General features: G+C 36.4%; 39 protein-coding genes and 3 tRNA genes. 2 read left to right on the top strand and 40 right to left on the bottom strand.

Going from position 1 to position 23,277, the window contains the following annotated elements:
• Positions 1–176 precede the first annotated feature (176 nt).
• Positions 177–512 (top strand): 3D domain-containing protein, encoded by a 336-nt coding sequence (locus KAS42_02995; protein MCK4905196.1) that lies wholly within the window; start codon positions 177–179, stop codon positions 510–512.
• 48 nt (positions 513–560) lie between these two features.
• Here the strand turns inward: KAS42_02995 and KAS42_02990 are convergent, their stop codons facing one another.
• The 5 genes from KAS42_02990 to KAS42_02970 form a co-directional block, all read right to left on the bottom strand.
• Positions 561–1,109, bottom strand: a complete 549-nt coding sequence (locus KAS42_02990) for a putative molybdenum carrier protein (protein MCK4905195.1) — start codon at positions 1,107–1,109, stop codon at positions 561–563.
• 145 nt (positions 1,110–1,254) lie between these two features.
• Positions 1,255–1,704 (bottom strand): DUF2062 domain-containing protein, encoded by a 450-nt coding sequence (locus KAS42_02985; protein MCK4905194.1) that lies wholly within the window; start codon positions 1,702–1,704, stop codon positions 1,255–1,257.
• 53 nt (positions 1,705–1,757) lie between these two features.
• Positions 1,758–2,132 carry a hypothetical protein gene (locus KAS42_02980; protein ID MCK4905193.1) on the bottom strand — a complete coding sequence of 125 codons (375 nt, stop codon included), beginning with the start codon at positions 2,130–2,132 and terminating at the stop codon, positions 1,758–1,760.
• A gap of 40 nt (positions 2,133–2,172) precedes the next feature.
• Complete coding sequence (locus KAS42_02975) at positions 2,173–2,622, bottom strand: hypothetical protein (protein MCK4905192.1); 450 nt, start codon at positions 2,620–2,622, stop codon at positions 2,173–2,175.
• A 93-nt stretch (positions 2,623–2,715) separates the two neighbouring features.
• Positions 2,716–3,399: a M48 family metallopeptidase gene (locus KAS42_02970; protein ID MCK4905191.1), complete on the bottom strand. Its 684-nt coding sequence runs from the start codon at positions 3,397–3,399 to the stop codon at positions 2,716–2,718.
• Between the two features lie 114 nt (positions 3,400–3,513).
• Between KAS42_02970 and KAS42_02965 the strand changes: the two genes are divergently transcribed.
• The gene (locus tag KAS42_02965; protein ID MCK4905190.1) at positions 3,514–3,921 is read left to right on the top strand and encodes an FxsA family protein; all 408 of its coding nucleotides are present in this window, start codon (positions 3,514–3,516) and stop codon (positions 3,919–3,921) included.
• Positions 3,922–3,937: 16 nt separating this feature from the next.
• Here KAS42_02965 and KAS42_02960 read toward each other — a convergent pair whose 3' ends face one another.
• From KAS42_02960 to KAS42_02790, 35 genes are all read right to left on the bottom strand, one after another.
• On the bottom strand, positions 3,938–5,023 hold the full coding sequence (locus tag KAS42_02960; GenBank protein ID MCK4905189.1) for a Fic family protein: 1,086 nt from the start codon (positions 5,021–5,023) through the stop codon (positions 3,938–3,940).
• Positions 5,024–5,095: 72 nt separating this feature from the next.
• Positions 5,096–6,328, bottom strand: a complete 1,233-nt coding sequence (locus KAS42_02955; GenBank protein ID MCK4905188.1) for an electron transfer flavoprotein subunit alpha — start codon at positions 6,326–6,328, stop codon at positions 5,096–5,098.
• Between the two features lie 71 nt (positions 6,329–6,399).
• Positions 6,400–6,786, bottom strand: coding sequence for a 50S ribosomal protein L17 (gene rplQ, locus KAS42_02950; GenBank protein ID MCK4905187.1), 387 nt, complete (start codon positions 6,784–6,786; stop codon positions 6,400–6,402).
• A gap of 15 nt (positions 6,787–6,801) precedes the next feature.
• The gene (locus KAS42_02945) at positions 6,802–7,791 is read right to left on the bottom strand and encodes a DNA-directed RNA polymerase subunit alpha (protein MCK4905186.1); all 990 of its coding nucleotides are present in this window, start codon (positions 7,789–7,791) and stop codon (positions 6,802–6,804) included.
• 58 nt (positions 7,792–7,849) lie between these two features.
• The gene (gene rpsD, locus KAS42_02940; GenBank protein ID MCK4905185.1) at positions 7,850–8,491 is read right to left on the bottom strand and encodes a 30S ribosomal protein S4; all 642 of its coding nucleotides are present in this window, start codon (positions 8,489–8,491) and stop codon (positions 7,850–7,852) included.
• Position 8,492: 1 nt separating this feature from the next.
• Positions 8,493–9,053, bottom strand: coding sequence for a 30S ribosomal protein S11 (gene rpsK / locus KAS42_02935; GenBank protein ID MCK4905184.1), 561 nt, complete (start codon positions 9,051–9,053; stop codon positions 8,493–8,495).
• Between the two features lie 16 nt (positions 9,054–9,069).
• Positions 9,070–9,477: a 30S ribosomal protein S13 gene (gene rpsM / locus KAS42_02930; GenBank protein MCK4905183.1), complete on the bottom strand. Its 408-nt coding sequence runs from the start codon at positions 9,475–9,477 to the stop codon at positions 9,070–9,072.
• A 2-nt stretch (positions 9,478–9,479) separates the two neighbouring features.
• Complete coding sequence (rpmJ, locus tag KAS42_02925) at positions 9,480–9,593, bottom strand: 50S ribosomal protein L36 (GenBank protein ID MCK4905182.1); 114 nt, start codon at positions 9,591–9,593, stop codon at positions 9,480–9,482.
• 51 nt (positions 9,594–9,644) lie between these two features.
• Positions 9,645–9,866 (bottom strand): translation initiation factor IF-1, encoded by a 222-nt coding sequence (gene infA / locus KAS42_02920; protein ID MCK4905181.1) that lies wholly within the window; start codon positions 9,864–9,866, stop codon positions 9,645–9,647.
• Positions 9,824–10,477, bottom strand: a complete 654-nt coding sequence (locus KAS42_02915) for an adenylate kinase (protein MCK4905180.1) — start codon at positions 10,475–10,477, stop codon at positions 9,824–9,826. The genes infA and KAS42_02915 overlap by 43 nt, the downstream gene beginning before the upstream one ends.
• 105 nt (positions 10,478–10,582) lie before the next feature.
• The gene (gene secY / locus KAS42_02910) at positions 10,583–11,911 is read right to left on the bottom strand and encodes a preprotein translocase subunit SecY (GenBank protein ID MCK4905179.1); all 1,329 of its coding nucleotides are present in this window, start codon (positions 11,909–11,911) and stop codon (positions 10,583–10,585) included.
• A 38-nt stretch (positions 11,912–11,949) separates the two neighbouring features.
• A complete protein-coding gene (gene rplO, locus KAS42_02905) occupies positions 11,950–12,588 on the bottom strand; it encodes a 50S ribosomal protein L15 (protein MCK4905178.1) in 639 nt (212 codons plus the stop codon).
• Positions 12,585–13,088: a 30S ribosomal protein S5 gene (gene rpsE / locus KAS42_02900; protein ID MCK4905177.1), complete on the bottom strand. Its 504-nt coding sequence runs from the start codon at positions 13,086–13,088 to the stop codon at positions 12,585–12,587. Before rpsE ends, rplO begins: the two co-directional genes overlap by 4 nt.
• Before the next feature lie 19 nt (positions 13,089–13,107).
• Entirely contained in the window at positions 13,108–13,473 is a 366-nt protein-coding gene (locus KAS42_02895) for a 50S ribosomal protein L18 (protein MCK4905176.1), read from the bottom strand.
• A gap of 70 nt (positions 13,474–13,543) precedes the next feature.
• Positions 13,544–14,107 (bottom strand): 50S ribosomal protein L6, encoded by a 564-nt coding sequence (rplF, locus tag KAS42_02890; protein MCK4905175.1) that lies wholly within the window; start codon positions 14,105–14,107, stop codon positions 13,544–13,546.
• 11 nt (positions 14,108–14,118) lie between these two features.
• Positions 14,119–14,511, bottom strand: a complete 393-nt coding sequence (gene rpsH, locus KAS42_02885; GenBank protein MCK4905174.1) for a 30S ribosomal protein S8 — start codon at positions 14,509–14,511, stop codon at positions 14,119–14,121.
• A 56-nt stretch (positions 14,512–14,567) separates the two neighbouring features.
• Entirely contained in the window at positions 14,568–14,753 is a 186-nt protein-coding gene (locus KAS42_02880; GenBank protein ID MCK4905173.1) for a type Z 30S ribosomal protein S14, read from the bottom strand.
• Positions 14,754–14,766: 13 nt separating this feature from the next.
• Complete coding sequence (rplE, locus tag KAS42_02875; protein MCK4905172.1) at positions 14,767–15,327, bottom strand: 50S ribosomal protein L5; 561 nt, start codon at positions 15,325–15,327, stop codon at positions 14,767–14,769.
• Between the two features lie 38 nt (positions 15,328–15,365).
• Positions 15,366–15,689: a 50S ribosomal protein L24 gene (gene rplX / locus KAS42_02870; GenBank protein MCK4905171.1), complete on the bottom strand. Its 324-nt coding sequence runs from the start codon at positions 15,687–15,689 to the stop codon at positions 15,366–15,368.
• Between the two features lie 15 nt (positions 15,690–15,704).
• Positions 15,705–16,070, bottom strand: coding sequence for a 50S ribosomal protein L14 (gene rplN, locus KAS42_02865; GenBank protein MCK4905170.1), 366 nt, complete (start codon positions 16,068–16,070; stop codon positions 15,705–15,707).
• On the bottom strand, positions 16,067–16,378 hold the full coding sequence (gene rpsQ / locus KAS42_02860; protein ID MCK4905169.1) for a 30S ribosomal protein S17: 312 nt from the start codon (positions 16,376–16,378) through the stop codon (positions 16,067–16,069). Before rpsQ ends, rplN begins: the two co-directional genes overlap by 4 nt.
• Positions 16,356–16,568, bottom strand: coding sequence for a 50S ribosomal protein L29 (gene rpmC / locus KAS42_02855; protein MCK4905168.1), 213 nt, complete (start codon positions 16,566–16,568; stop codon positions 16,356–16,358). Before rpmC ends, rpsQ begins: the two co-directional genes overlap by 23 nt.
• On the bottom strand, positions 16,565–16,993 hold the full coding sequence (gene rplP, locus KAS42_02850) for a 50S ribosomal protein L16 (GenBank protein ID MCK4905167.1): 429 nt from the start codon (positions 16,991–16,993) through the stop codon (positions 16,565–16,567). Before rplP ends, rpmC begins: the two co-directional genes overlap by 4 nt.
• 3 nt (positions 16,994–16,996) lie before the next feature.
• Entirely contained in the window at positions 16,997–17,797 is an 801-nt protein-coding gene (gene rpsC, locus KAS42_02845) for a 30S ribosomal protein S3 (protein MCK4905166.1), read from the bottom strand.
• 2 nt (positions 17,798–17,799) lie between these two features.
• Positions 17,800–18,192: a 50S ribosomal protein L22 gene (rplV, locus tag KAS42_02840; GenBank protein ID MCK4905165.1), complete on the bottom strand. Its 393-nt coding sequence runs from the start codon at positions 18,190–18,192 to the stop codon at positions 17,800–17,802.
• A 50-nt stretch (positions 18,193–18,242) separates the two neighbouring features.
• Positions 18,243–18,527, bottom strand: coding sequence for a 30S ribosomal protein S19 (rpsS, locus tag KAS42_02835; protein ID MCK4905164.1), 285 nt, complete (start codon positions 18,525–18,527; stop codon positions 18,243–18,245).
• A 3-nt stretch (positions 18,528–18,530) separates the two neighbouring features.
• The gene (rplB, locus tag KAS42_02830; protein MCK4905163.1) at positions 18,531–19,346 is read right to left on the bottom strand and encodes a 50S ribosomal protein L2; all 816 of its coding nucleotides are present in this window, start codon (positions 19,344–19,346) and stop codon (positions 18,531–18,533) included.
• A 64-nt stretch (positions 19,347–19,410) separates the two neighbouring features.
• Positions 19,411–19,701 carry a 50S ribosomal protein L23 gene (rplW, locus tag KAS42_02825; protein ID MCK4905162.1) on the bottom strand — a complete coding sequence of 97 codons (291 nt, stop codon included), beginning with the start codon at positions 19,699–19,701 and terminating at the stop codon, positions 19,411–19,413.
• A gap of 3 nt (positions 19,702–19,704) precedes the next feature.
• Entirely contained in the window at positions 19,705–20,337 is a 633-nt protein-coding gene (gene rplD, locus KAS42_02820; GenBank protein MCK4905161.1) for a 50S ribosomal protein L4, read from the bottom strand.
• A 20-nt stretch (positions 20,338–20,357) separates the two neighbouring features.
• A complete protein-coding gene (gene rplC / locus KAS42_02815; GenBank protein ID MCK4905160.1) occupies positions 20,358–21,047 on the bottom strand; it encodes a 50S ribosomal protein L3 in 690 nt (229 codons plus the stop codon).
• 83 nt (positions 21,048–21,130) lie between these two features.
• Positions 21,131–21,463: a 30S ribosomal protein S10 gene (gene rpsJ, locus KAS42_02810; GenBank protein MCK4905159.1), complete on the bottom strand. Its 333-nt coding sequence runs from the start codon at positions 21,461–21,463 to the stop codon at positions 21,131–21,133.
• An 11-nt stretch (positions 21,464–21,474) separates the two neighbouring features.
• Positions 21,475–22,674, bottom strand: a complete 1,200-nt coding sequence (gene tuf / locus KAS42_02805; GenBank protein MCK4905158.1) for an elongation factor Tu — start codon at positions 22,672–22,674, stop codon at positions 21,475–21,477.
• Between the two features lie 58 nt (positions 22,675–22,732).
• Positions 22,733–22,805 (bottom strand) — tRNA-Thr (locus tag KAS42_02800).
• Positions 22,806–22,896: 91 nt separating this feature from the next.
• Positions 22,897–22,967 (bottom strand) — tRNA-Gly (locus tag KAS42_02795).
• A 104-nt stretch (positions 22,968–23,071) separates the two neighbouring features.
• Positions 23,072–23,150, bottom strand: a tRNA-Tyr gene (locus KAS42_02790).
• Positions 23,151–23,277: the final 127 nt, after the last annotated feature.

Genomic DNA, 23,277 nt, shown 5'->3' with positions numbered 1-23,277 from the left:
TGGAAATTAAACATCAGTAATTTGTTTTGGAATTGGAAATTCCTACTCGCTCACAGTTTAAGAACATTATGAAAAAAATATTATCTTTTACATTATTACTATCGCTTCTTTTATTAGGCGGTTGCGTTTCAGGATCGCGTCCTCCAATAAAGGGAAGCAGACAAGCTACAATCGCAATGACAGTTACCGCATATTGTCCCTGCGGTAAATGTTGCGGCTATAAGAGAGGATTTTTTGGGATACCCATTTACACTAGTGGGCCCTTAAAAGGAAAAGTAAAAAAAGTAGGGATAACAGCTGACGGAACAAAAGCAAGAAAAGGAACGATTGCCGCAGATACTTCAATTTATCCTTTTGGAACTCACATGTATGTTCCGGGGTATGGGTGGGGCGTTGTTCACGATGTAGGCGGTGCTATTAAGGGAAACCACATCGATGTATTCTTCCCGAAACATCAACAGGCATTAAACTGGGGAAGAAAGCAATTAAAAGTGAAAGTTATTTGGAAATAGTGCTTAGTATGTCATTGCGAGTCCGAATATTACGAGGGTACGGTAATCTCATTTCTTGAGATTGCTTCGGTCGTTTTCACTCCCTCGCAATGACAATAGAAACTTTTTCGCAATTTTATATATTCCCGGTAATTTACTTTCTCTTGGACCTGCTATATTTAAAATATTAATATGGTTTTTAAAAATCCAATCATGGACAATAAGTTTATTACCAAAAGCAACCACGCCTTTCACATCTTCTTTGTATTTCTGTTGAACCCCGTACCCAACGTGGTTCGGGGTCAAATCTACAATAAGATAAGGTTTTTTATGTTTTTCAGCGTATTCAACTGTAAGAGCCGTTCCGCCTGTAAGTTTCCCCGAATTCAAAACAAGTGTTCCGTCGGAATCACAAACATTCCTTTCAGTTCTAACCTCATAACTTGAAGATTCCGTTTCTTTTAAAGGATAACGTTTGGGTATAATTCCATCTTCTGCAATACGCCCCTTAGGACACCATCCGCCGCAGACAATCTTGCACTTCAAAGCGACATCAAGTGCGGCTCTGTCGACACCTGTTTGTCCACCTGAAACAATTTTTTTTAAAGTTCGTTTTATATGCAATTTAAAACTGCCTCACCTACTCTGTTTATTATACTCACCCTGAAGGGATTATCGTTTATCTGCCAATAAATTCAATGCAATATCTACTAAAGCCTCTTGTTGCATTCACTCCATTAGAAAAATGTTTTTTAACGGGGGTTCATTTATGGGTTAATACCCGTGAGCGGATAATGATAAACGATAAAAAATAAGAAAGGATTCCAAATGTTATCCCAACAACTGCCCCACCCAAAAACAAAACTCCTACAGCGCTGCTCAGCATTTTAATATTGAAATGTTTAAAAAATTCCATCGTAAAAACCACCGGTATCCTTAAAATTTTAGCCCCCACCCAATAATCAAAAAAATACACAAAAGGAACTACGGGGATAAAAGAAAATACGGTACTTGCGGCGAATACCGCTATGATGTTGACCTTCTTATAAAAACTTCCTATTAACACCACAATCGCGGTTTTAAATCCTTGTAACGGCAACACTCCCAAAAAAGCGCCAAACCCTATCCCAAGAGATATCTCGTGAGGACTTTTACGCGAAAATGTTTCTTTCTTAAGTTTTTCAAAAAGGTCTCTTGCTTTTTTATTTGCCATACATCAGATTCTTGTCTTAACAAAACTCTACGCGTATTTTTTGTTTGTTTTTATTACGCGGCAAAAATAATCAGCAATCCAATCAGCACAACAACTCCGCCCATAATACGAATAAACATCTCATTCCTGCCTTCAATCCAGTCAATAAACGTCTTTATATGCTTCACCTTAAGCGTAAGAGCAAGAACACCGCTTATAAGAGTAATAATACCTAACACCGCCACAACAACAGACCATCTGCATTGTGAAGCTGCCAGTAAAAAAATAACGGCAATTGCCAATCTTATAATTCCTACAATACGAATTCTCTTAGTTATTTTAAAGAAAGGTAAAAACTTCATCACCTTCTGCGGTATTGAACTTAACAGCATTCCAACAACAGCCATAATCACACCCAGCACCTTGATAATTATCAATAACCATCCCATATCTCATCCCTCCTTTTTTTATAAATAGCATTCGCTCTTCTCAATTTTCCTCCATTTTTGCATTCTCTTTACCAGTAGCCATCAGGTCGCATTTCCATTGCCCATCTTTCTCCTTCATTATAAATACACTTTCTACCACAGTGTCTTCTTTTAGTTTAACCGTAACCTTGACTGTACCATCATATCTACCTTCAGCATTAAGAACTTCGTAATCAAAATCTCTTTTCCTCAAGTTTGCGTTTGCCTTCAGCTGAGCTTTCATGTCCTCAAGAGTAAAATCAGCACCTCCTATACTTGCCCACATATCCAACTCAGCAACTACTTTCTCATAATCTAAGTATTGTATAACTCGGTCTGTATCCTTTTTTTTTATAGCCTCAAGTAAAGATTCAACAGCAACTCTAGCAGCTTCTTCCCTTCTACCGGTTAAAAGATCCATTATCAGAACAGCTGCAATTACTATACATAGGATAACAATTAATGTTTTCATTCTTTGCTCCTTAAATTAGAAATTATCAATACATATTTTACCTATAAAAGAATAGGATTTCTAATGGCAAAGATTGTTTACTCTCAAAATATCCTATCCCTCAATAATCAGTAAATGCCCGTTTTCTTTTAACCATTTCCTTTTCCGTTTGTAATCGCCATGGATTGTCTTCACCTTGTCCCAAAACTTTTTGGAATGATTCTTTTCTTTTAAGTGGAATAATTCGTGGACAACCACATAATCTATAATGTGATGCGGAGCCATAACCAATCTCCAGTTAATATGGATATTACCCTCGCCGTTACAGGACCCCCATCGTCGCTTAGCGTTAGATAATGCGAACTTGCTATATTTATATCCCAACAATTCAGAATAAAAATCCAACCTTTCCTTTATTTTCAAATACGCCTGTTTCTTATACCAATCTATAAACAACCTCTGCGCCGATGAAAGATGCTTCCTTATCAGCCGAAATTCTTTATCAAAAGAAAGCGGATTTGCTGCAGTTTCCAAAATAATAAGAGGATAACTTTTACCTAAATATAAAAATTCTTCTCTTTCTGAAAATTTTCGGGGGAATGTTTGAAGACGTCTTTCTCTTGCAATCTTTTGCTTGGATGTGATCCAATCCTTTTTTTCAAATATAATTTTCCTGATATCATTCAAAGAAACGCCATATGGCGAGCGAACAATTAAAGAAGCGTCGCCGGAAATTTCCAAACCCAAAGTTTTGCGTCTTGAACGGATTATTTTATCTATCTTAACCGTAACGGACATTTTTATGATTATACCTGCTTTTGAACTTCTTGTCAGGAATATCTCGCCTTTTATATATCGCGCTTGTTATCGTTATTTAGTATAATAAAAAGACTTAAAAGGAGGAGACGGCAAATGTTAGGATATTTAATTCTGCTTTTTACATTAATCCCGATTATAGAACTTGCTCTATTAATAGAAATCGGCAAGCATATCGGTGTTATTTATACTCTGATAATTGTAATAGTAACAGGAGTGCTGGGCGCATTCCTTGCAAGAGAACAAGGTTTTAAAACACTCAAGAAAATAGAAACAGAAGTAAATAGCGGCATAATGCCCGGCGAAGAGATAATTGACGGAGTAATAATACTTTGCGGAGGGATGCTACTACTTACCCCAGGATTGTTAACTGATGCTGTCGGCTTCTTAGCCCTCATCCCTGTTACCAGAGCATTTATAAAGAAAGAGCTTAAGAAAAAGATTCAAAAGATAATGGATGATGGCAGAGTTATTACGATAACTTCATTTAAATCAAACAATTAAGATTTTTAAAAAATTCTCACCTGTGTTTCTTTATATTTTTTACTATTCCAAGCACTAAATTAGAAAAAAGACAGGAAGATATATTTTCGTGATCTTTCGTTTCTATTAAATTTTCTTTAACCAGATAAGTTAGATTGCGAATAGAATTTGTCTTCGTTAAGCGACACAGTTTTTGACATTTTTCGTTGTCAATACTTCCTTTTAGGAAAATATAGCCGATAATTTTTTCTTGACAGTCGTTGAGTTTGCAAGAATTTAGTTGCTCTATTAATAATTCCAATTGGATAATATTTTCGGCTTTTTCTCTAATTTTAGATATTTGAAATTGCAATCCTTTTACAAAATATTCAAGCCATAAGGTCAAATCCATATCGTTTTGGCTGACAGAACGAATAGCTTCATAGTAGGCGGGTCTATCTTTGTCATAATATTCCGATATACTAAAAAGCTGTTTAAAATCATATCCTTTTTTGTAAAGGATTAGGGTGGCAAGCAGTCGAGCTGTTCTGCCATTGCCATCAATAAAAGGGTGAATGTTAACAAGCTGGATTTGGGCTATGCCTGCAATAAAAACAGGCGATAGAAACTCTCTCTTTTTATTAAGCCACATTACGAATTCTTTCATTAATTGTGGTACTTCCGAAGAAGGCGGCGGAGTATAGATAATTTCCTGTGTTTTTAGGTTCACCACATAATTCTGGACTTTACGATAATTCCCCGGCTCGGCTTGGTTATTCCTTATATCTTTTACACTTATTCTATGAAGTTCTCTGATTAGTTGTTCTGTAATAGGGGCATCTGTGTTTATGTGTTTGCGAATAAGGATTAAAGCTTCTCTATAGTTGAGTAGTTCTTGTTTGTCTCCAGAATTTACATCTTTAACGGGTATATCTTCTAATATATCTTTTGACTCGTCTAAAGTCAGCTCCGTTCCCTCAATATGTGTAGAGTAATGAGATTCAAGCATAAGAACTTCATTTTGCATATCTAACAGCTGATTTTTTTTTGCCTTAACTGCGTCTAGAAAACCCCTTACTCTTTCTATTTCTATAATTGCGTGGTTAACTTTCGGCAAGATACTGAATTCAAAAGTGAATGACATTTTAGTTTATGGTTTATAATCTTTAGTCGTCAGTTTTCTCTTCATGCTTAACACTTAAACTTAGAGCTTTACCTATCGTTTCTTGAGTTGTTTTATTAAAGCAGGAATTATTTCGAAGAGATCACCGACTATACCATAGGTTGCAATGTCAAAGATGGGAGCTTCGGGGTCTTTGTTGATTGCTATTATTATATCTGATGAACGCATGCCTACTTGGTGTTGAATAGCGCCTGAAATGCCGCAAGCAATATAGAGTTTGGATTGAACAGTTTTGCCCGTTTGTCCGACTTGATGATAAGAAGGAATCCATCCCGCGTCAACAGTTGCTCTTGATGCGCCAACTGCGCCGCCTAAAATCTTTGCAAGTTCTTGTATAAGAACAAAGTTTTCTTTTTTACCTATTCCTCTTCCGCCAGAAACAATTATATCTGCCTCCTGTAAATCAACTACATCTTTTTCTTCTCTTATGGTTTGCAGTATTTTTGTAAGTTGGTCTTTTGCATCAAGCAAGGGGGTTATCGTTATTATTTCGCCTTTTCTTGTTTTGTCCAATTCGGGTTTCTTCATTACTTTTGGACGAACTGTAGCCATCTGCGGTCTCATTGCGGGAGTTATGATCGTAGCCATTATGTTTCCGCCGAAAGCCGGGCGTGTTTGGAGCAAGAGTTTTTTATCAATATCTACATCAAGTTCTGTGCAATCGGCTGTAAGTCCCGTATTGAGACGTCCTGCAATGCGAGGAGCTAATGACCTACCTAACGAGGTTGCTCCAAAAAGGATAACTTCAGGTTTTTCTCTTTCTGCCAAATCGGAGAATGCTTTAGTTAAAAATCCTATTTCGGCTGTATTTAATTTTGAATCTTTTATTATAAAAACTTTATCTGCACCATAATAAATAAGTTTTTGAGCATCGTCTTGGGAATGATCGCCAGCAAGAACTGATACCAACTCAACACCTAATTTGTTTGCTATATCTCTGCCGCAGGATAAGAGTTCTATACCTACACCATGAAGCGCATCGCCTTTTCTTTCGGCAAACACCCAAACGCCTTTATATCCTTCTTTTGCTTTTTTTTCTTCTTTTGTAATAACGATAGCGTTAAATTTACATGCGTCTACGCAGACACCGCAAAATGTGCAGTTTGGAAGGATTACAGCTTTCCCGCCACTACTACTCTGGCGGGCTTGCCCGCCTTCGTAGTAATGGCGGGCAGGTTTATCTTTGATTTCGATTGCATTAACGGGGCAGACACTAAGACACAATCTACAGCCTGTGCATTTGTCATTTATAACTTTGATGCTCATCTTCAAGATATAAAAAGTCAGAGGTCAGAAATCAGACTACAGATTTTTCTTGTCGTTTATTTTCTGTCTTCTTATCGTCTGTCTTCTGTCGTCTGTTTTCTGTCGTCTGTAATCAGCTGCACCATTACTACTTTAGCTCCATCACCTTTTCGAATACCCACTCTAAACAATCTAAGATACCCGCCTGTACGATTAGCCAATTTTGGCAAGATTTCTTGAAAAAAGTTTATGGAAACCGTGTCTTTGGTAATATGCGATGAAACTTTTCTGCGGGAAGCTAAATCACTCTTTTTCGCTTTTTCTATAAGACTATTGCCAACTCTCACTAATTCTTTGCCTCTTATTTCTGTCGTTTTTACTTCACCGTAAGCAAGAAGCGAGGTGAATAAATTTTTTAAAACAGATTTTCTTCGAGACGCCTTCATCCCAAGTTTTCTTTTTTTATTAATATGTCTCATTTTTTGTGATTAGTGTTATTTTTCTTTTGTTTGTTTAAACGAAAGCCCAAGTTTAGCAACCAAATCACCCAATTCGTCAAGAGATTTTTTGCCAAAATTCTTAATCTGCATCAATTCTTCTTCATTTCTTTTCACTAAATCGTTCAAAGTCTTTAGGTTCCCAACTTTCAAACAATTCATTGAACGAACTGAGAGATCAAACTCAGAAAGATTTCTAGATAACAATCCTTTTTTATCTTCTTTTTTAGTTTCTTTTAGAATTTCTTCTTCTATCTCTTCTTTGACATCTTTTTTCTCTAAAACATTCAAAATGAATTCGTAGTGCTTAATCAAAACTTCCGTTGCATACTCTAATGCTTTATCTGGAGTTATCGTTCCGTTTGTCCTGATTTCCAAGGCTAGTTTTTCATAGTCTATTCTATCTCCTACACGCGTGTTTTCCACTTTAAAATCTACTTTTTGGACAGGAGAAAACAGCGCATCGACAGCTATAGTTCCTTTCGGCACATCTGCATCAACAGGCATTTTTTTAGCTTGTATGTAACTCTTACCTCTTTCAACTTGAATACTTATCTTTAAACTTTTGCCTTTACTCAATGTAGCAATATGAAGATGTGGATTGAGTATTTCCACATCTTTGTCAGTCTTTACATCTCCGGCTCTTACTTCTCCTTCGCCTTGAACATCAAGTAAAAGTTCTTTTTTACCGCCTTCTTCATCATGAATTTTTATTATTGTCTGTTTAAGGTTAGCAATAAGTTGGGGGACATCTTCTAAAACACCCGGTATGCTTGAAAATTCGTGTTTGACACCTTCTATGTTGACAGAAGTTATAGCTGCACCCGGAATACAAAACAGAAGCATTCGCCTTAAAGAATTACCCAGCGTTGTAGCAAATCCTCTTTCAAGAGAATATACGAAAACTTTTCCATACGATTCGGTCAATGTTTCCCATTCTAATTTTTCCGGCATAATTAGAAACTTAATCTTGTTATTTTCTTCCATAGCTTTCTATCCCCTTTTTAAACCGTTATAAAAATCTTTTGATCAATGAAATAATAGATTAACGAGAATAAAATTCGACAATCAAATTCTCCTCCACAGGAACAGAAATTTCTTCTCGTTTGGGATCCCTTAATACCTTGCCTTCTAATTTTTTTCTATCGGAGGAAAGCCATAGAGGAACTCCCATCTCTGCTTCAGTTGATATAGTCTTCTTTAATTTTTCTTGTTTGGCAGAATCTAATTTAATTACTTCTCCCTCTTTTACAAGATATGAAGGAATGTTAACCTTCCTTTTGCCAACAATGAAAAATTTATGACCTACAAGCTGCCTTGCATGCGCTCTTGAATTTGCAAAACCCATTTTAAAAATAACATTATCAAGCCGTCTTTCCAAAAGGGTCAAGAATACTTCACCAGTATTACCTTTTTTCTTGGAAGCGACATCAAAAATTATTCTAAAACTTTTTTCCGAAAGACCGTAAATTCTTCTTAGTTTCTGTTTTTCCGCAAGCCTGATTCCATAATCCGACAGTTTAGTCCTTCTTCTTCGGGAAGTAGTTCTTCTGGTTCTACTTTTTTTATAGGATTTTTCTGCTTTGCGTGCAATAATACATGTAGCTGTATTGCATTTGGATCCTTTTAAAAATAACTTTTCTTCTGCCTTCTTGCATAATTTACAACTAGGTCCACTGTATCTCATTTTACACTCTTCTCCTCTTAGGCGGTCTGCATCCATTATGCGGGATAGGGGTTACATCTCTTATAAGTGTTATCGTAAGCCCTGCAGATTCCAAAGACCTTATAGCCGCTTCTCTTCCTGCCCCAGGTCCTTTAATATAAACACTTACTTCTTTCATGCCAAATGTCAAAGCTTTTTTGCCCGCAATATCTGCGGCACGTGAAGCCGCAAAAGGGGTAGATTTTTTTGTGCCTTTAAATCCGACTGCCCCGGAAGAAGAAGAAACAATAGTATTCCCTTGCGAATCAGCAATTGTTACCAGTGTGTTGTTGAAAGTCGATTTTATATGAACAACGCCTTTGGAAATCTTTAAATTCTTTCTTTTTTTCTTGCCCTTGCTAATAGTCGTTTTAATCTCTTCGACTATTTTACCTTCGTCAACCGGTTTTTCTTCAGCAACAACTTTAGGATCTTTGGCTTGTTCAACTTTTTGATTTGCCTCAACCTTTTTTTTCTCTTCAGTTTTTTTCTGCTTTTCGGTCAATTTTTCTTTCTTCTCTTTTTCTGGTTTTGGATCTGCCATAGTTTTACCTTTTTAGTTATCCCTTTTTATCTGATCCTGACATTCTTTCTCTCACTTTTTTCCTTAAAACACCAACAGTCTTCTTTGGGCCTTTTCTTGTGCGTGCATTGCAAGATGTTCTTTGTCCGCGAACAGGTAATCCCACTTTATGTCTATATCCTCTATACGTTCCTATGCTTGAAAGTTCTCTTATGTTATCTGTGATTTCCTGTTTCAATGCCCCTTCAACCTTAAAGTTAGATTGAATTGCTGCGGCTATTTTACTTAATTCCTCTCCACTTAGTTCTTTTATTTTTTTGTCGGGATCTATGCCTGTAGAACTTAATATAAACATAGCCCTAGCAGGCCCTATTCCATAAATATACCTGAGCGATATTTTGCTTTTTTTTCCATCCGGTATTTCAACACCCATAATTCTTGCCATGGTTATTTCTGCCTTTGTTTATGCGCAGGATTAGAACAAATTATATGAAGACGTCCTCTTCTTCTTATAAGTTTACATTTCCCGCATATTTTTTTAACTGAAACTCTTACTTTCATGAACCTCTCCTCACTTCGTTCGTCAATCTGATCATTTTATATCAGTATAAATTATCTACTGTGCCTATATGTTATTCTGCCTCTTGTTAAATCATAAGGAGAAAGTTCAACTGTAACTTCGTCTCCCGTCAAAATTCGTATAAAATGCACTCTCATTTTTCCAGAAATATGGGCCAAAATCTTATGTCCATTCTCAAGCTCTACTCTGAAGTATGCATTAGGCAAAGATTCTACAATCCTGCCTTTAACTTGTATTTTCTCTTTTTTAGCCATTCTAAACCTGTTATTCTATCATAAGTGGCTTCTTTATTTCCACCAGCATCTATATTTTCTAGTATATTTTTTTCGTCATAATATTTTACCAATTCTTCAGTCTGCTCCCTATAAGTATTAAGTCGCTCTTTTATCGTCTGAGGTTTATCATCTTCTCTTTGGTAAAGTTTCCCATTACAAACATCGCATATGCCCTCTTTTTGGGAAGGCATATTTTTAAGATGATAAATCTTGCCACATTGAGCGCAAATACGCCTACCTGAAATACGAGAAATTACAGTTTCCTCATTTACCCGTAAATTCAGCACTATATCTATTTTTATGCCTGCATCCTCTAGTTTTTTGACCTGCACTAAATTTCTCGGAAAGCCATCCAATACAAAAGCATCCGCATTAATTTTTTCTTTCATTAATTCTATGATTATTTCATCCGGAACAAGCACGCCTTTTTCCATAAACGATTTAGCCTCTATCCCAAGCGGATTATTTGCTTTTATCGCATTTCTTAAAACATCTCCGCTTGAAAGATGAACAATATCAAAATCTTCCTGCAACATTTCGGCTATCGTACCTTTTCCTGCGCCCGGAGGCCCCATTATTAATATCTTCATATCTTTAAATCAAACATTAAATATCAAATAGTAAAATTGCATATTAAAAATCAAAAATTTCTATAGTCCTTTAAAACTTTGCGTTTTGAATTTTAAATTGTTTATTTAATATCTACTCTTCATCTTGCCTTTTTGAATAAATCCACTGTATTGGCGCATCAATAAATGTGATTCCAATTGTCCCATTGTATCCAGTGCAACACCTACAACAATGAGTAACGACGTTCCTCCAAAATAAAAAGGGAGACTAAGTTTGCGTTCAAGAATCATCGGAAGCAACGCTATCGCTGCAAGAAACAATCCTCCAGGAAGCGCAATTCTTGACATTATCCGTTCAAAATAATCAGCCGTAGTTCTACCGGGCTTTATCCCCGGAACAAATCCGCCCTGTTTTTTTATATTATCAGCCATATCATTAGGATTAAAAGTCATAGCAGTATAAAAATATGTAAAGAAAATTATTAAAAGCGCATAAACAAACATTCCTAAAGGATTTCTTAATGAGAAAAGAGATAAAATTTCTGTAAATTTAGATTCAGTACCGCGAAGAAAAAATGTGCTTATAGTTTCAGGGAACTGCATTATGGAAACCGCAAATATTATGGGAATAACTCCTGCCTGATTTACTCTTAAAGGAACATAAGTGGATTGCCCTCCATATATTTTTCTACCTATAACTCTTTTTGCGTATTGAACAGGAATTCGTCTTTGAGCTTGAGTTATTAATACTATCCCTGCAACTATTGCTACCGCAAAGATTACAACGAAAATCAATAAAGGAATACCCATTTGCTTGTTTTTTACAAGTGTGAGAGTCTTAAGGACATCGCTTGGAGAACGCGCTAATATACCCGCGAAAATTATTAAAGAAATACCATTACCTATACCCTTTTCGGAAATTTGTTCCCCAATCCACATTATAAAAGTAGTTCCCGCAGTCATTGTTATGATGGTCATTATCCTAAACGCCCATCCTGGAGAATCAACCATAACAATTCCTCCAAAATTGCCCGGCATCTCGAGCACTTTTGCAATCCCCAAAGACTGTACTAACGCAATCAGAATAGTACCGTAGCGAGTAAACTGCACTATTTTTCTTCTTCCTTCTTCGCCTTCTTCTTTTGAAATTTTTTCCAGATAGGGAACAACCGGAACCAACATCTGAATGATAATGGAAGCGGTGATATAGGGCATTATACCCAAAGCAAATACTGAAGCTTGGCTCAAAGCCCCGCCGGCAAATAGATCCCACATTCCAAAAAGAGTTCCCTTCATTTTCTCAAAAAAATCTGCTAAAGATGCGCTATTTATTCCAGGAGTAGGGACATGTATTCCCATTCTATAAAGAGCAAGAAAACCTAAAGTCGCAAATATCCGTCTTGATAATTCCGGAATCTTAAAAATATCTCTTAATCCACCAAGATTTACAGCCATTTTTTAGTTTTTATGTTAAGGATACAGATGAAAAGGTTCTATTTGTCCTTCTTCTTCCCTTTTGTTTTTGCCTTATCTTCACTTTTTAAAGATTTCTTCCTTTTTATAATTTTCGGCTCTATCTCTGTTTTTTCTTTACCTTTTGTCTTTTGCTCTTTTTCTGCTAAAGATTCTTTTACCGTTACTTTGTTTCTTTCCACTTCTTCTTTATCTATCTTGGGTTTGGATGTATAGGATACTATCTCTATAGCTTTGCCGCCTTTTTTAACTATTTCTTCTTTTGCTTTGCGACTGAATTTGTGGGCTTTTACGACAAGTGTTAGTTCAAGCGTCCCTTTTCCAAGAATTTTTATTTTTTCGTTTACTTTTTTGATAAGACCTTTTTTTCGTAAAATTTCCGGCGTTATCTCTTTCTCGTCTTTCAAACTATTAAGAGAACAAAGATTAACTTCCTGATATCTTTCTTTGTTTAAAGGAGTAAAACCTCTTTTAGGCAGTCTTCTGTATAAAGGCATTTGACCGCCTTCAAAACCAAGATAAGTGCCACGCCCCTTACGAGAGCCTTGTCCCTTCATCCCTTTTCCGCTGTAATTACCGCTTCCGGAAGAATTTCCTCTGCCCAATCTTTTTACTTTATGTTTTTCACCATAAGGAGGTAATAAATTATGTAATTTCATTTATTTTCAATCCTCATCTGATAACGTTCTATATCTTCTTTTATCTTTTGCAGTCCGTTTAAAGTCGCTTTTATTACATTGAGAGGATTATTGGAACCCAAGGACTTGGTAAGAATATCTTTAATGCCGGCAAGTTCCAAAACTGCTCTAGCAGGTGCTCCGGCAATGATACCGGTTCCTTTGAAAGCAGGTCTAAGAACTACTCTTGAGGCAATAAATTCCCCTACAACCGAAGCAGGTATTGTATTGTCTTTCATGGGAATCTCGACCATATTTTTTGTAGCTATTTTAATCCCTTTTCTTATGGCTTCCGCTACTTCGGGTGCCTTGCCTAAACCACACCCCACCTTGCCATTACCATCCCCCACCACCACAACTGCGCTGAAAGCTATTTTCCTTCCGCCTTTAGCTACTTTACCTACACGGTTTATATATACGACTTTCTCTTTGAACCCTACCTGTTCACTTCTTGATCTAAATTTTCCTTTAGTATGTTCCATAATTCCTCGCTTGTTCTATTTATATCCCGGCTTTCTTTAAACCTTCAGCCACAGCTTTTACTCTTCCATGATATCGATATCCGCTCCTGTCAAAAATGCCTTTTTTAATGCCTTTTTCTATGGCTTTTTTACCAGCTAATTCTCCGACAAAAACAGCAGCCTTAACATTAGAGCCATTAATTTTCCCCTCTTTACTCTCTTTAGAAAGAGAAGAGAAAGTCATCATGACCTTATTGTTCTCATCGTCTATCATATTAACATATATATTCTTATTGCTTCTAAAAACACATATTCGAGGACATAGGGAAGTCCCGTGTATTTTTGCCCTTGTTTTCCTATGTCTTCTTTCTCTCTTTATACGTTTTTCTTTAAGTTCTCTACTCATAATATTATCAGATGCCAGAAGACAGATGTCAGTCGTTTTTTCTGTTCTCTGTCGTCTGTTTTCTGTGTTTTTATCCTGCGCCAGCCGCCCCTGTTGCCGCTGTCTTACCTGGTTTCAATTTTATGTATTCCCCTTTATATCTTATTCCCTTACCTTTATAAGCATTAGGTGGACAAAACTTACGAATTTCGCAGGCCGCCTGACCTACTTCCTGCTTGTTTGGACTACTTACAATCACTTCAAAATTTTTTGCTTTTTTCACTTCCAATTTAACTATATCCGACGGCATATACTCAACCAGATGAGAAAAGCCGAGTTTCATAACTAATTTCTTGCCTTCCATCTTGGCAGAATAACCAACCCCTATTATCTCCAGTTCTTTTTGGAACCCATCAGAAACCCCTTTTATCATATTAGCAATTAGAGCTCGCGTAGTTCCATGAAGAGCGCGATTGAATTTTTCATCCGAAGAACGTTTGACAATAATTTCTTCCTTGTCCCTTGTAATATCCATTAGGGAAGAAAACTTTTCAGACAATTTGCCCTTTGGACCTTCAACCGAAACAATGTTTTGATTAATCTCGACTTTAACATTATTAGGTATAGCAACTGGCATTTTACCAATTCGTGACATTATTCATTCTCCTATTCTACGTAACACAAGATTTCTCCACCAATGCCTTTTGTTTTGCATTCATCTGACGTCATTATTCCTTTAGATGTTGACACAACCCATATTCTGTTTCCCTCTCTTAAAGGCATAGTGTCTTTTCCGACATAAACTTTTTTGCTTATTTTGCTTACTCTTTTTGCATCTCTGATAGCTGACTCACTGCCAAAATATTTTAATTTGATTGTTATATTGCTTTTTTTGCCTTCTTTTTTGCTAGCGTAATCCTCTATGAATCCTTCTTTCTTAAGCACTTCTAAAATACCCATCTTCATGTTAGAAAAAGCAATAACTATTTCAGCTCTGCGTGACAAAGAAGCATTTTTTAAAGCAACCACAAAATCTGCTATTGGATCAGTAATACTCATATTTTCTCCTTAACACATATTAAAAAATTAAGGTAATAATTAATATAGTCCGTTGTTTACCAACTAGATTTAGTCACTCCAGGAACTTGCCCCTTGTGAGCTAAATTTCGGAAACATATCCTGCAAAGACCAAATTTTCTTATAAAAGCTCTGGGTCTTCCACATAATTGACAACGATTATAAGAACGAACCTTAAATTTATTCTTATTTTTTGTCTTTTCTATTAACGCTTTTCTTGCCATATTATTTTAATTTTTAATCTTTTCTAAACGGCATTCCAAAAGATTCCAATAACGCATATCCTTCTTCATTTGTTTTTGCCGTAGTCACAAAACAAATATCCATTCCCATAACATGAGGAATTTGTTCATGAGCTATTTCTGGAAAAACTTGTTGCTCTTGCATTCCCATAGAATAGTTCCCTCTTCCATCAAAAGAGTTGGGATTAACACCTCTAAAATCTCTTATACGAGGCAGGACAAAAGAAATAAGCCTATCTAAAAATTCATACATATTATTTTTCCTTAAAGTAACTTTGCACCCTATAGGTTTTCCTTGTCTTAGTTTAAAACCCGAAACTGATATTTTAGCTACGGTAACAACCGGTTTCTGCCCACTTATTATTGAAAGAAGTTTTAACGCTTCGTCTAAGAATTTCTTGTCATCTTTGGCTTCCCCGACCCCCATATTTATGACTATCGCCTTTATTTTGGGAACCTGCAATAAATTAGCATATTTAAACTTCTCCATCATATATGGGACAACTTCTCCTTTATACTTATCTTTTAACCTGGGAACATATTTTTCTTCTGTCATTTCTATTTAACTCCATGCCTTTGGATAAAAAGACAAAGCTATCCTTTTTCTATTATTTCACCACACTTTTTACAGAAACGGCTTTTAGCACCGTCTTTTAACACTTTTACGCCGATTCTTACGCCTTTTGTGCATCTCTGGCAATAAATCATTACATTAGAACAGTTAATTGACTTCTCTAACTCTACAACTCCTCCTTGAGCGTTTTTTCGCGAAGGTTTAGTATGTTTTTTAGCAATATTTATACGTTCTAAAACTACTCTATTTTTTTTAGACAACACCACCTTAACCTTGGCAGTCTTACCTTTATCTTTGCCGGATATCACAAGAACAGTATCACCTTTTTTAATAGAAATACTCATATTTTTCTCTTTTATTTATACCACTTCGGGAGCAAGAGATACTATTTTTGTAAAATTTTTCTCTCTCAATTCTCTAGGAACAGGACCAAAAATACGTGTCCCTATTGGGTTATTAGTTTTATCAATCAACACTACCGAATTTCTGTCAAATCTTATATATGTCCCGTCATTTCGTTTTATTTCTTTTTTTACTCTTACAACAACAGCTCTCACAACTTCGCCTTTCTTAATACTACCGCCAACACCTATTTCTTTTACCGACGCTGTTATAATATCGCCAACAGTAGCAAATTTCTTTTTACCACTTAATACCTGAAAACAATAAACTCTTTTTGCTCCGGTATTGTCTGCAACGTCTAATCTAGAGGCTAAACCAATCATTTTGCACCTTTCTTCTTTGATTTCTTGCGTTTAGAAGTCTTTTTCTTAAGAACAGTTCCTAATGTGGACCTATCGGCCTTTATAATTTCGGCTACTTTCCATCGTTTGGTTTTTGATAAAGGTTTTGTTTCCACTATTCTGACTATGTTGCCTAATTTTGCCTTATTTTCAGAATTATGAGCTACAAATTTACTTTTTCTCTTTAGCGTCTTTTTATACATAGGATGAGACACTAAACTAACCGTTTCCACAATAACTGTGGACTGCATCTTATCAGATATAACCCTACCTTGTCTTTGTTTTCTCATTTTTTAATTGTCTTTCTTTTAGTATTGTATATATACGAGCAATATCTTTTTTTCTTTCTTTTACCTTTTTCATATTCCCTAATTGCCCTGTAATAAGTTGAGTTCTTAAATTAAAAAGCTCTATATAGAAAGAATTTCTCTTCGAGAGTAATTCTTCGTTAGAATATTGTTCAAATTCTACCTTCTTCATTGTGAAACTCCAAGTTTGTGACGAGAAACTATTTTAGTCTGAAATGGCAACTTATCACAAGCAACTTTTAAAGCTTTCATTGCAATATCTTCAGAAATTCCTTCAATTTCCAGTATTATTCTGCCAGGTTGAATCGGAGCAACCCACATTGCAACTTCTCCTTTTCCTTTTCCCATTCTTGTTTCCAATGGTTTTTTTGTAATCGGCTTATCCGTTGAAATTTTAAAAAATATTTTGCCGCCCTTCTTAATAGTTCGAGCTATAGCCAACCTTGCAGCTTCCATTTGTTTAGAAGTGATTATACCCACTTCAACAACTTTAATTCCATATTCGCCATGCGTCAACACGGTACCCCTTGAACTCTTACCTTTTATGCGGCCCTTATGTCTTTTTCTATATTTGATTCTTTTAGGAATAAGAGGCATGGATTATTTTCCCCCAACTTTGTCTATTTTTTCTTTGACGTTTTTATTTTTACTTACTTTTTGTTTTGGAAAGCTAGGTTTTTGCCTGCTTGCAGTTTTTTTCTCAGTAACAGGCACATTAGCAACAGCCTGCGTTTCAGAGGAAACTTTATTTTCAGTTACTTTGTCGGCTTTAACTCTTAAAAATTCCCCTTTATATACCCATACTTTAACACCTATAATTCCAAACATTGTCTTTGCCTCAATAAAACCATAATCGATAATAGCTCTTATTGTATGAAGCGGAACTTTTCCTTCTTTATACTCTTCGTCTCTGGCTATCTCATTGCCACCCAATCTACCTTTGCACTTAATTTTTATTCCTTTAGCGCCAGAGTCCATCGCCTGACTAATAGCTCTTTTCATTGCCCTTCTGTGAGGTATTCTCTTCTCTAATTGCAAAGCTATATTTTCAGCTACCAATTGAGCGTTTGAAGAAACACCTCTTACTTCTTTGACATTTAATACAACCTCTTTATTGTTTACCAATCCTTGTATCTGACCTCGTAATTTATCTACTTCCGTTCCACCTCTTCCAATTACTATGCCCGGCTTTGCGGTAAACACATCAATTACAACCTGTTCGGGAAGTCTGCCAATTTCAATTTTGGGAACACCTGCAAATCTTAATTTATCTTTTATCAAACTTCTTATTTTTATATCTTCATGCAACAATTTCGAATAATCTTTATCGGCATACCATTTAGACTCCCAATCTATTGTGACGCCAACACGAAAACCTTTAGGATTAACTTTTTGACCCATATTTATTTACCTTTTACTTTATCTTTTACTGCTTTTTTCTTATTGCTTTCTTTTACTTTAGGTTTACCTTCTACAACTATCGTTACATGCGATGTTCTTCTCTTGATAACTGAAGCTCCACCTCTCGCAGCAAAGCTTATTCTCTTCCCCCTTGAACCTTCATCAACCCTCACTTCTTTTACAATAAGAGAATCCTCATCTATAGAACTTTCTTTTTGTAAAACGTTAGCGATAGCGCTTTTTAAAACTTTTCCTAAAATACCCGCTCCTTTTTTATTTGTAAATTGTAATACCACCAAGGATTCATTCGCTTCTTTGCCTCTAATTAAAGAAACAACTTCCCTCAGTTTTATGGGCGATATTTTAGCAAAACTTAACACTGCTTTTCCAATCACTAAAAACTCCCTCTCAATTTAAACATCATTATCAAATTAATGGTGGATAATTATGTTGTCGTCGCAGATTTTTCAGTATGCGCACCGTGAGATCTAAAAGTTCTGGTATGAACAAACTCTCCAACTTTATAACCTACCATATTTTCCGTAACATAAAGATTGACGAAGGTTTTACCATTATGAACAGAAAGAGTCAACCCTACAAAGTCAGGAGTAAGCATAGAACTCCTACTCCAAGTCTTAATTGGCTTTCTGCTGTTCTCTCTCTTCGCTTTTTCTATTTTAGCAACCAATTTCAAGTCTACAAAAGCACCTTTTTTTACTGATCTACCCATTTTTTATTTCCTTCTTTTTACTATATATTTATTTGAAAGCTTCTTTTTGCGCGTCTTCTTTTCAAGTTTCCCCCAAGGAGTAGAAGGATGCCTTCCACCGGAACTTCTTCCCTCACCACCACCAAGAGGATGGTCTATCGGATTCATTGCAACACCTCTAACTCGGGGTCTTTTTCCCAAATGTCGATTTCTACCAGCTTTGCCTATCCTAATGGAAGAATGTTCAATATTCCCTACTTGCCCAATACATGCTTTGCAATCTATTCTAAATTTTCTTACTTCTCCCGACGGCAATTTTACATTAGCAAAATCACCTTCCTTAGCTAAAATTTGCGCATATGTTCCTGCGGCTCTTACCATTTGAGCACTCTTGTCTTTATTCAATTGGATATTATATATAAGCGTTCCAACGGGAATATTCTTTAACGGCAGAGAACTACCACTCGTTAAATTAGCATTTTCCCCATTTGATATTTCATCGCCAACTTTCAAACCCGCAGAAGCTATTATATATCTCTTATCGCCATCTATATATTTTATTAATGCAATACGACCAGTTCGATTAGGATCATATTCTATACTTGAAACTTTTCCTTTTACTCCTTCTTTTTTCATGCTGAAATCTATTGTTCTATAACGACGCTTACATCCCCCGCCTTTTCTTCTAACCGTTATACTGCCTTGGCGAGACCTCCCTGCTCTTCTTACATGTCCCTTTGTCAGGCTCTTCTCCGGTGACTTTTTCGTCAAGTCCTCAAAGGTTTGACTGACCATATTCCTTTGACCTGGAGTAACTGGTTTATGTGTTTTTAATCCCATATGTATCTCGCTTTGTTCGAATAGTTTATAGCTATAAACTATAGACTATCAACTATTTTTATATTTAACCCAATATATCTATTGATTGTCCCTTCTTTAAAGTAACTATTGCTTCCTTCCAAAACGGTGTTCTGCCTTCTTGTCTTAACCTGACTTTACGAGGTTTCGACTTTCTTACTTTAGTATTAATTTTTACTACCTTTACACTAAACATTTGCTCAATTGCCCGCTTAATTGCACTTTTGTTAGCTCTGGGGTCAACTCTAAAAGAATATTTATTATAAGATTCCATCTTAGCTGTTGTCTGTTCTGTTATTACTGGTTCTCTTATAATTTTAACTGATTCGGCTATCATTTTTTAAACTCTCTTTTCCAATAAAGGCAAAGAATTAAGCTCTAATATTAACCAATCACAAGACATTACGTCAAGAGCATTGAGTATTAATGGATTCTTTATTCTTATTTTTTTTAAATTATTTGTCGCTTTGATAACGGTTTCTGACGGCGAATTTATAATCACCATCATTTTTTTGCCTTTATCATTATCAACTTGAATTTTGCTTAAGATTTCATTAAAATTTTTTGATTTCCCTTCTTCCAAATTTATGCCTTCAATAACTTTTATCTTCCCTTCCCGCAACTTTAAGGAAAGAGTGGATTTTAAAGCAATACTTCTCTTCTTTTTGGGAATATGGCATACTACTTTTTTAGGCCGTGGACCAAATGTAACGCCGCCGCCTCTAAATAGAGGAGACCTAAGAGAAGCCGTCCTTGCTCTGCCGGTGCCTTTTTGCCTCCAAGGTTTTTTCCCGCCACCACGTACCTCACCTTTTGTTTTAGTAGATGCGGTATGGATTTTTATATTAGCCAAATACATATTCACTACTTCAGACACTAATTGAAGATTTGGTTGGAAGTTAAAAATAGAATCTTTCAACTCTATCTTTTTGACTATTTTACCTTCCATATCATAAACATCTACTTCAGACATTGTTGTTTCCTCTCGTCAATCTATTTTTCTACAGCTACAGGCTTATTCTCCGCCTGCGGCTGAGTTATTTGCAAATTAATGGGTGCGTTCAAATCCGAAAAAATAAATAAGGCAGAACCTCTTGATCCGGGAACAGAACCTTTAACCAACAAAATATTCTTTTCCAAGTCAATTCCTGCAACTGCTAATTTTTTTACGGTAATCTTTTCGTTTCCCGTTTTTCCGCCCATTTTCTTACCTTTAAATACTCTACCAGGATCTGTATGCTGACCAATAGACCCAGGGTGTCTGTGTTTTTTATGCGTTCCATGACTAGCAGGCATTCCCGCAAATCCCCATCTTTTCATAACACCCATAAAACCTTTACCTTTGGTCATCCCTTGGATATTTACAAATTTGGAATTTGAGAATATGTCCACTTTAATTTCATCACATTCTTTAAATTTACTTAAATCTTCTATCCTTATTTCTTCCAATATTTCCATTGGGTTTAACCCTATTTTTTTAAAATGACCAATATAAGGTTTGCTTGCTCTAGTTTCTTTTACTTCTCCAAAACCTAATTGTATAGCATCATACCCATCTTTTGCTTTTGTCTTTTTTTGAACAACCTTGCAAGGACCTGCTTCAATAACAGTAACAGGGATTACTTTCCCTTCCTCATTAAATATTTGGGTCATTCCTACTTTTTTACCAATTAGTCCTATCATTTTTCCTTATTAAGTTCTTGGTTACCTAACTATTAGTCTTTTTTTTGCTATAGCGCGCTATCCTCTAACGCTTACCTGCTTTTTTATATTTTTATCTCCACATGAACTCCAGCAGGAAGATTCAGTTTCATTAATGCGTCTGTAGTTTTCCTTGTGGGATCCACAATCTCAAATAATCTTTTGTGAATTCTAATTTCGAAAGATTCCATTGATCTCTTATCTACATGAGGAGATCTTAGCACAGTCCATTTTTCTATTTTTGTAGGCAAAGGAATTGGACCTACCATCCTAGCACCGGTCCTTTCGACCGTTCGGATAATCTCTTTAATTGATCCATCCAATATCCTATGATCGTACGCCTTGAGTTTCACTTTCATTCGTTGCCGATTTGTGTTTTTCTCTTTTTTCTTCGTCATAGTCTAATTCCTTATTTAATCACTTCACTAACAACACCTGCACCTACAGTATGACCGCCTTCTCTTATAGCAAATCTAAGTCCCTTCTCCATCGCTACAGGCGCTATCAATTTTACTTCCATCATCACGTTGTCGCCAGGCATTACCATTTCTACATCTTTGGGTAGTGCTGCTGTGCCGGTTACATCTGTTGTTCTAAAATAGAATTGTGGTCTGTAACCTGTAAAAAACGGTGTATGTCTACCACCTTCTTCTTTTGTCAAAATGTATGCTTGGCCTTTGAATTCGTTGTGTGGGGTTATACTGCCAGGCGCGGCTAGAACTTGACCTCTTACTACGTCAGCTTTTTCTACGCCTCTTAACAGTATGCCTACGTTATCACCGGCTTCGCCGTAGTCTAGTATTTTTCTGAACATTTCTACGCCTGTTGCCACTGTCTTTTTTATGTCTAAACTTAAGCCGACTATGTCGATTTCATCACCTGTCTTGATTTTGCCACGCTCTATTCTGCCGGTTACTACTGTACCTCTTCCGGTTATTGTAAATATGTCTTCTATTGCCATTAAAAATGGCTTGTCGGTTTCGCGTTTCGGAGTTGGTATGTATGAGTCGACTGCGTCTAATAGTTCGTATATGCTTTTGCAGTCTTCTCCTGCTACGTCAGATGCTTGTATGCATTTTAGTGCGCTGCCTTTTACTATCGGTATTTCATCGCCCGGAAATTCGTATTTCTTTAACAGGTCCCTTACTTCCAGTTCTACCAGTTCTAATAGTTCAGGGTCGGTTACTTGGTCTGTTTTGTTTAGAAATACTACTATTGAGGGTACACCTACTTGGCGCGCAAGTAGTATGTGTTCTCGTGTCTGGGGCATTGGACCGTCTGCCGCTGATACTACCAGTATTGCTCCGTCCATCTGTGCCGCGCCGGTTATCATGTTCTTGATGTAATCAGCATGACCCGGACAATCTATATGTGCATAATGGCGCTTTTCTGTTTCGTATTCCATGTGGGATATGTTTATTGTTAATCCTCGTTCTCTTTCTTCCGGCGCTTTGTCTATTTCGTCTACCGAGAATTCTTTGCTTGTCATACCTTTAGTTGACAATACTTTTGTTATTGCTGATGTTAGCGTCGTTTTGCCATGGTCTACGTGACCTATCGTTCCTATATTTATATGCGGTTTCTTTCTCTCGAATTTCTCTTTTGCCATTTCTTATTCCTCCCCCCTATTTAAAAAAAATTTAATTCCTTGTTATGTTTTTTTTCTGAGCTACTGACCGGGATCGAACCGGTGACCTCATCCTTACCAAGGATGCGCTCTGCCAACTGAGCTACAGTAGCAAAAAAAGCGTTTTATTATACTAAAATAATAATATATGTCAAGTTTTTAATTATGACTACACAAATAAATTGAATCCTCAATCTATATAAGAGCGGGTGAGCGGGATCGAACCGCCATAGACAGCTTGGAAGGCTGCGACACTACCATTGTGCTACACCCGCGCAACTAGTCGATAGTCTATAGTTTATGGTTAATAGTTTATCATTTCCTTTTCTCTTAATCTTTTACTATTAACTATATACCATCAACCATAAACTACTTTTAGTGGGGAGAGAAGGATTCGAACCCTCGAAGGCATAGCCAGCAGATTTACAGTCTGCCCTCGTTGACCGCTTGAGTACCCCTCCGGTACGCAAGCCGGGCATTGTCTAATTACACCGCCCTACTGTCAACAGCTAAACGACTGATTTTTGATATTAATGCTATCGCGGCTGTTTTCGCTGAAAGCCTTGTCCGAAGCGCTGTACAGCC

This window comes from bacterium, assembly GCA_023135785.1.
Lineage (GTDB): Bacteria > CAIJMQ01 > CAIJMQ01 > CAIJMQ01 > CAIJMQ01 > CAZNJA01.
Note: the sequence above shows the minus strand (reverse complement) of the source record. Positions and strands in the feature narration are given on the sequence as shown.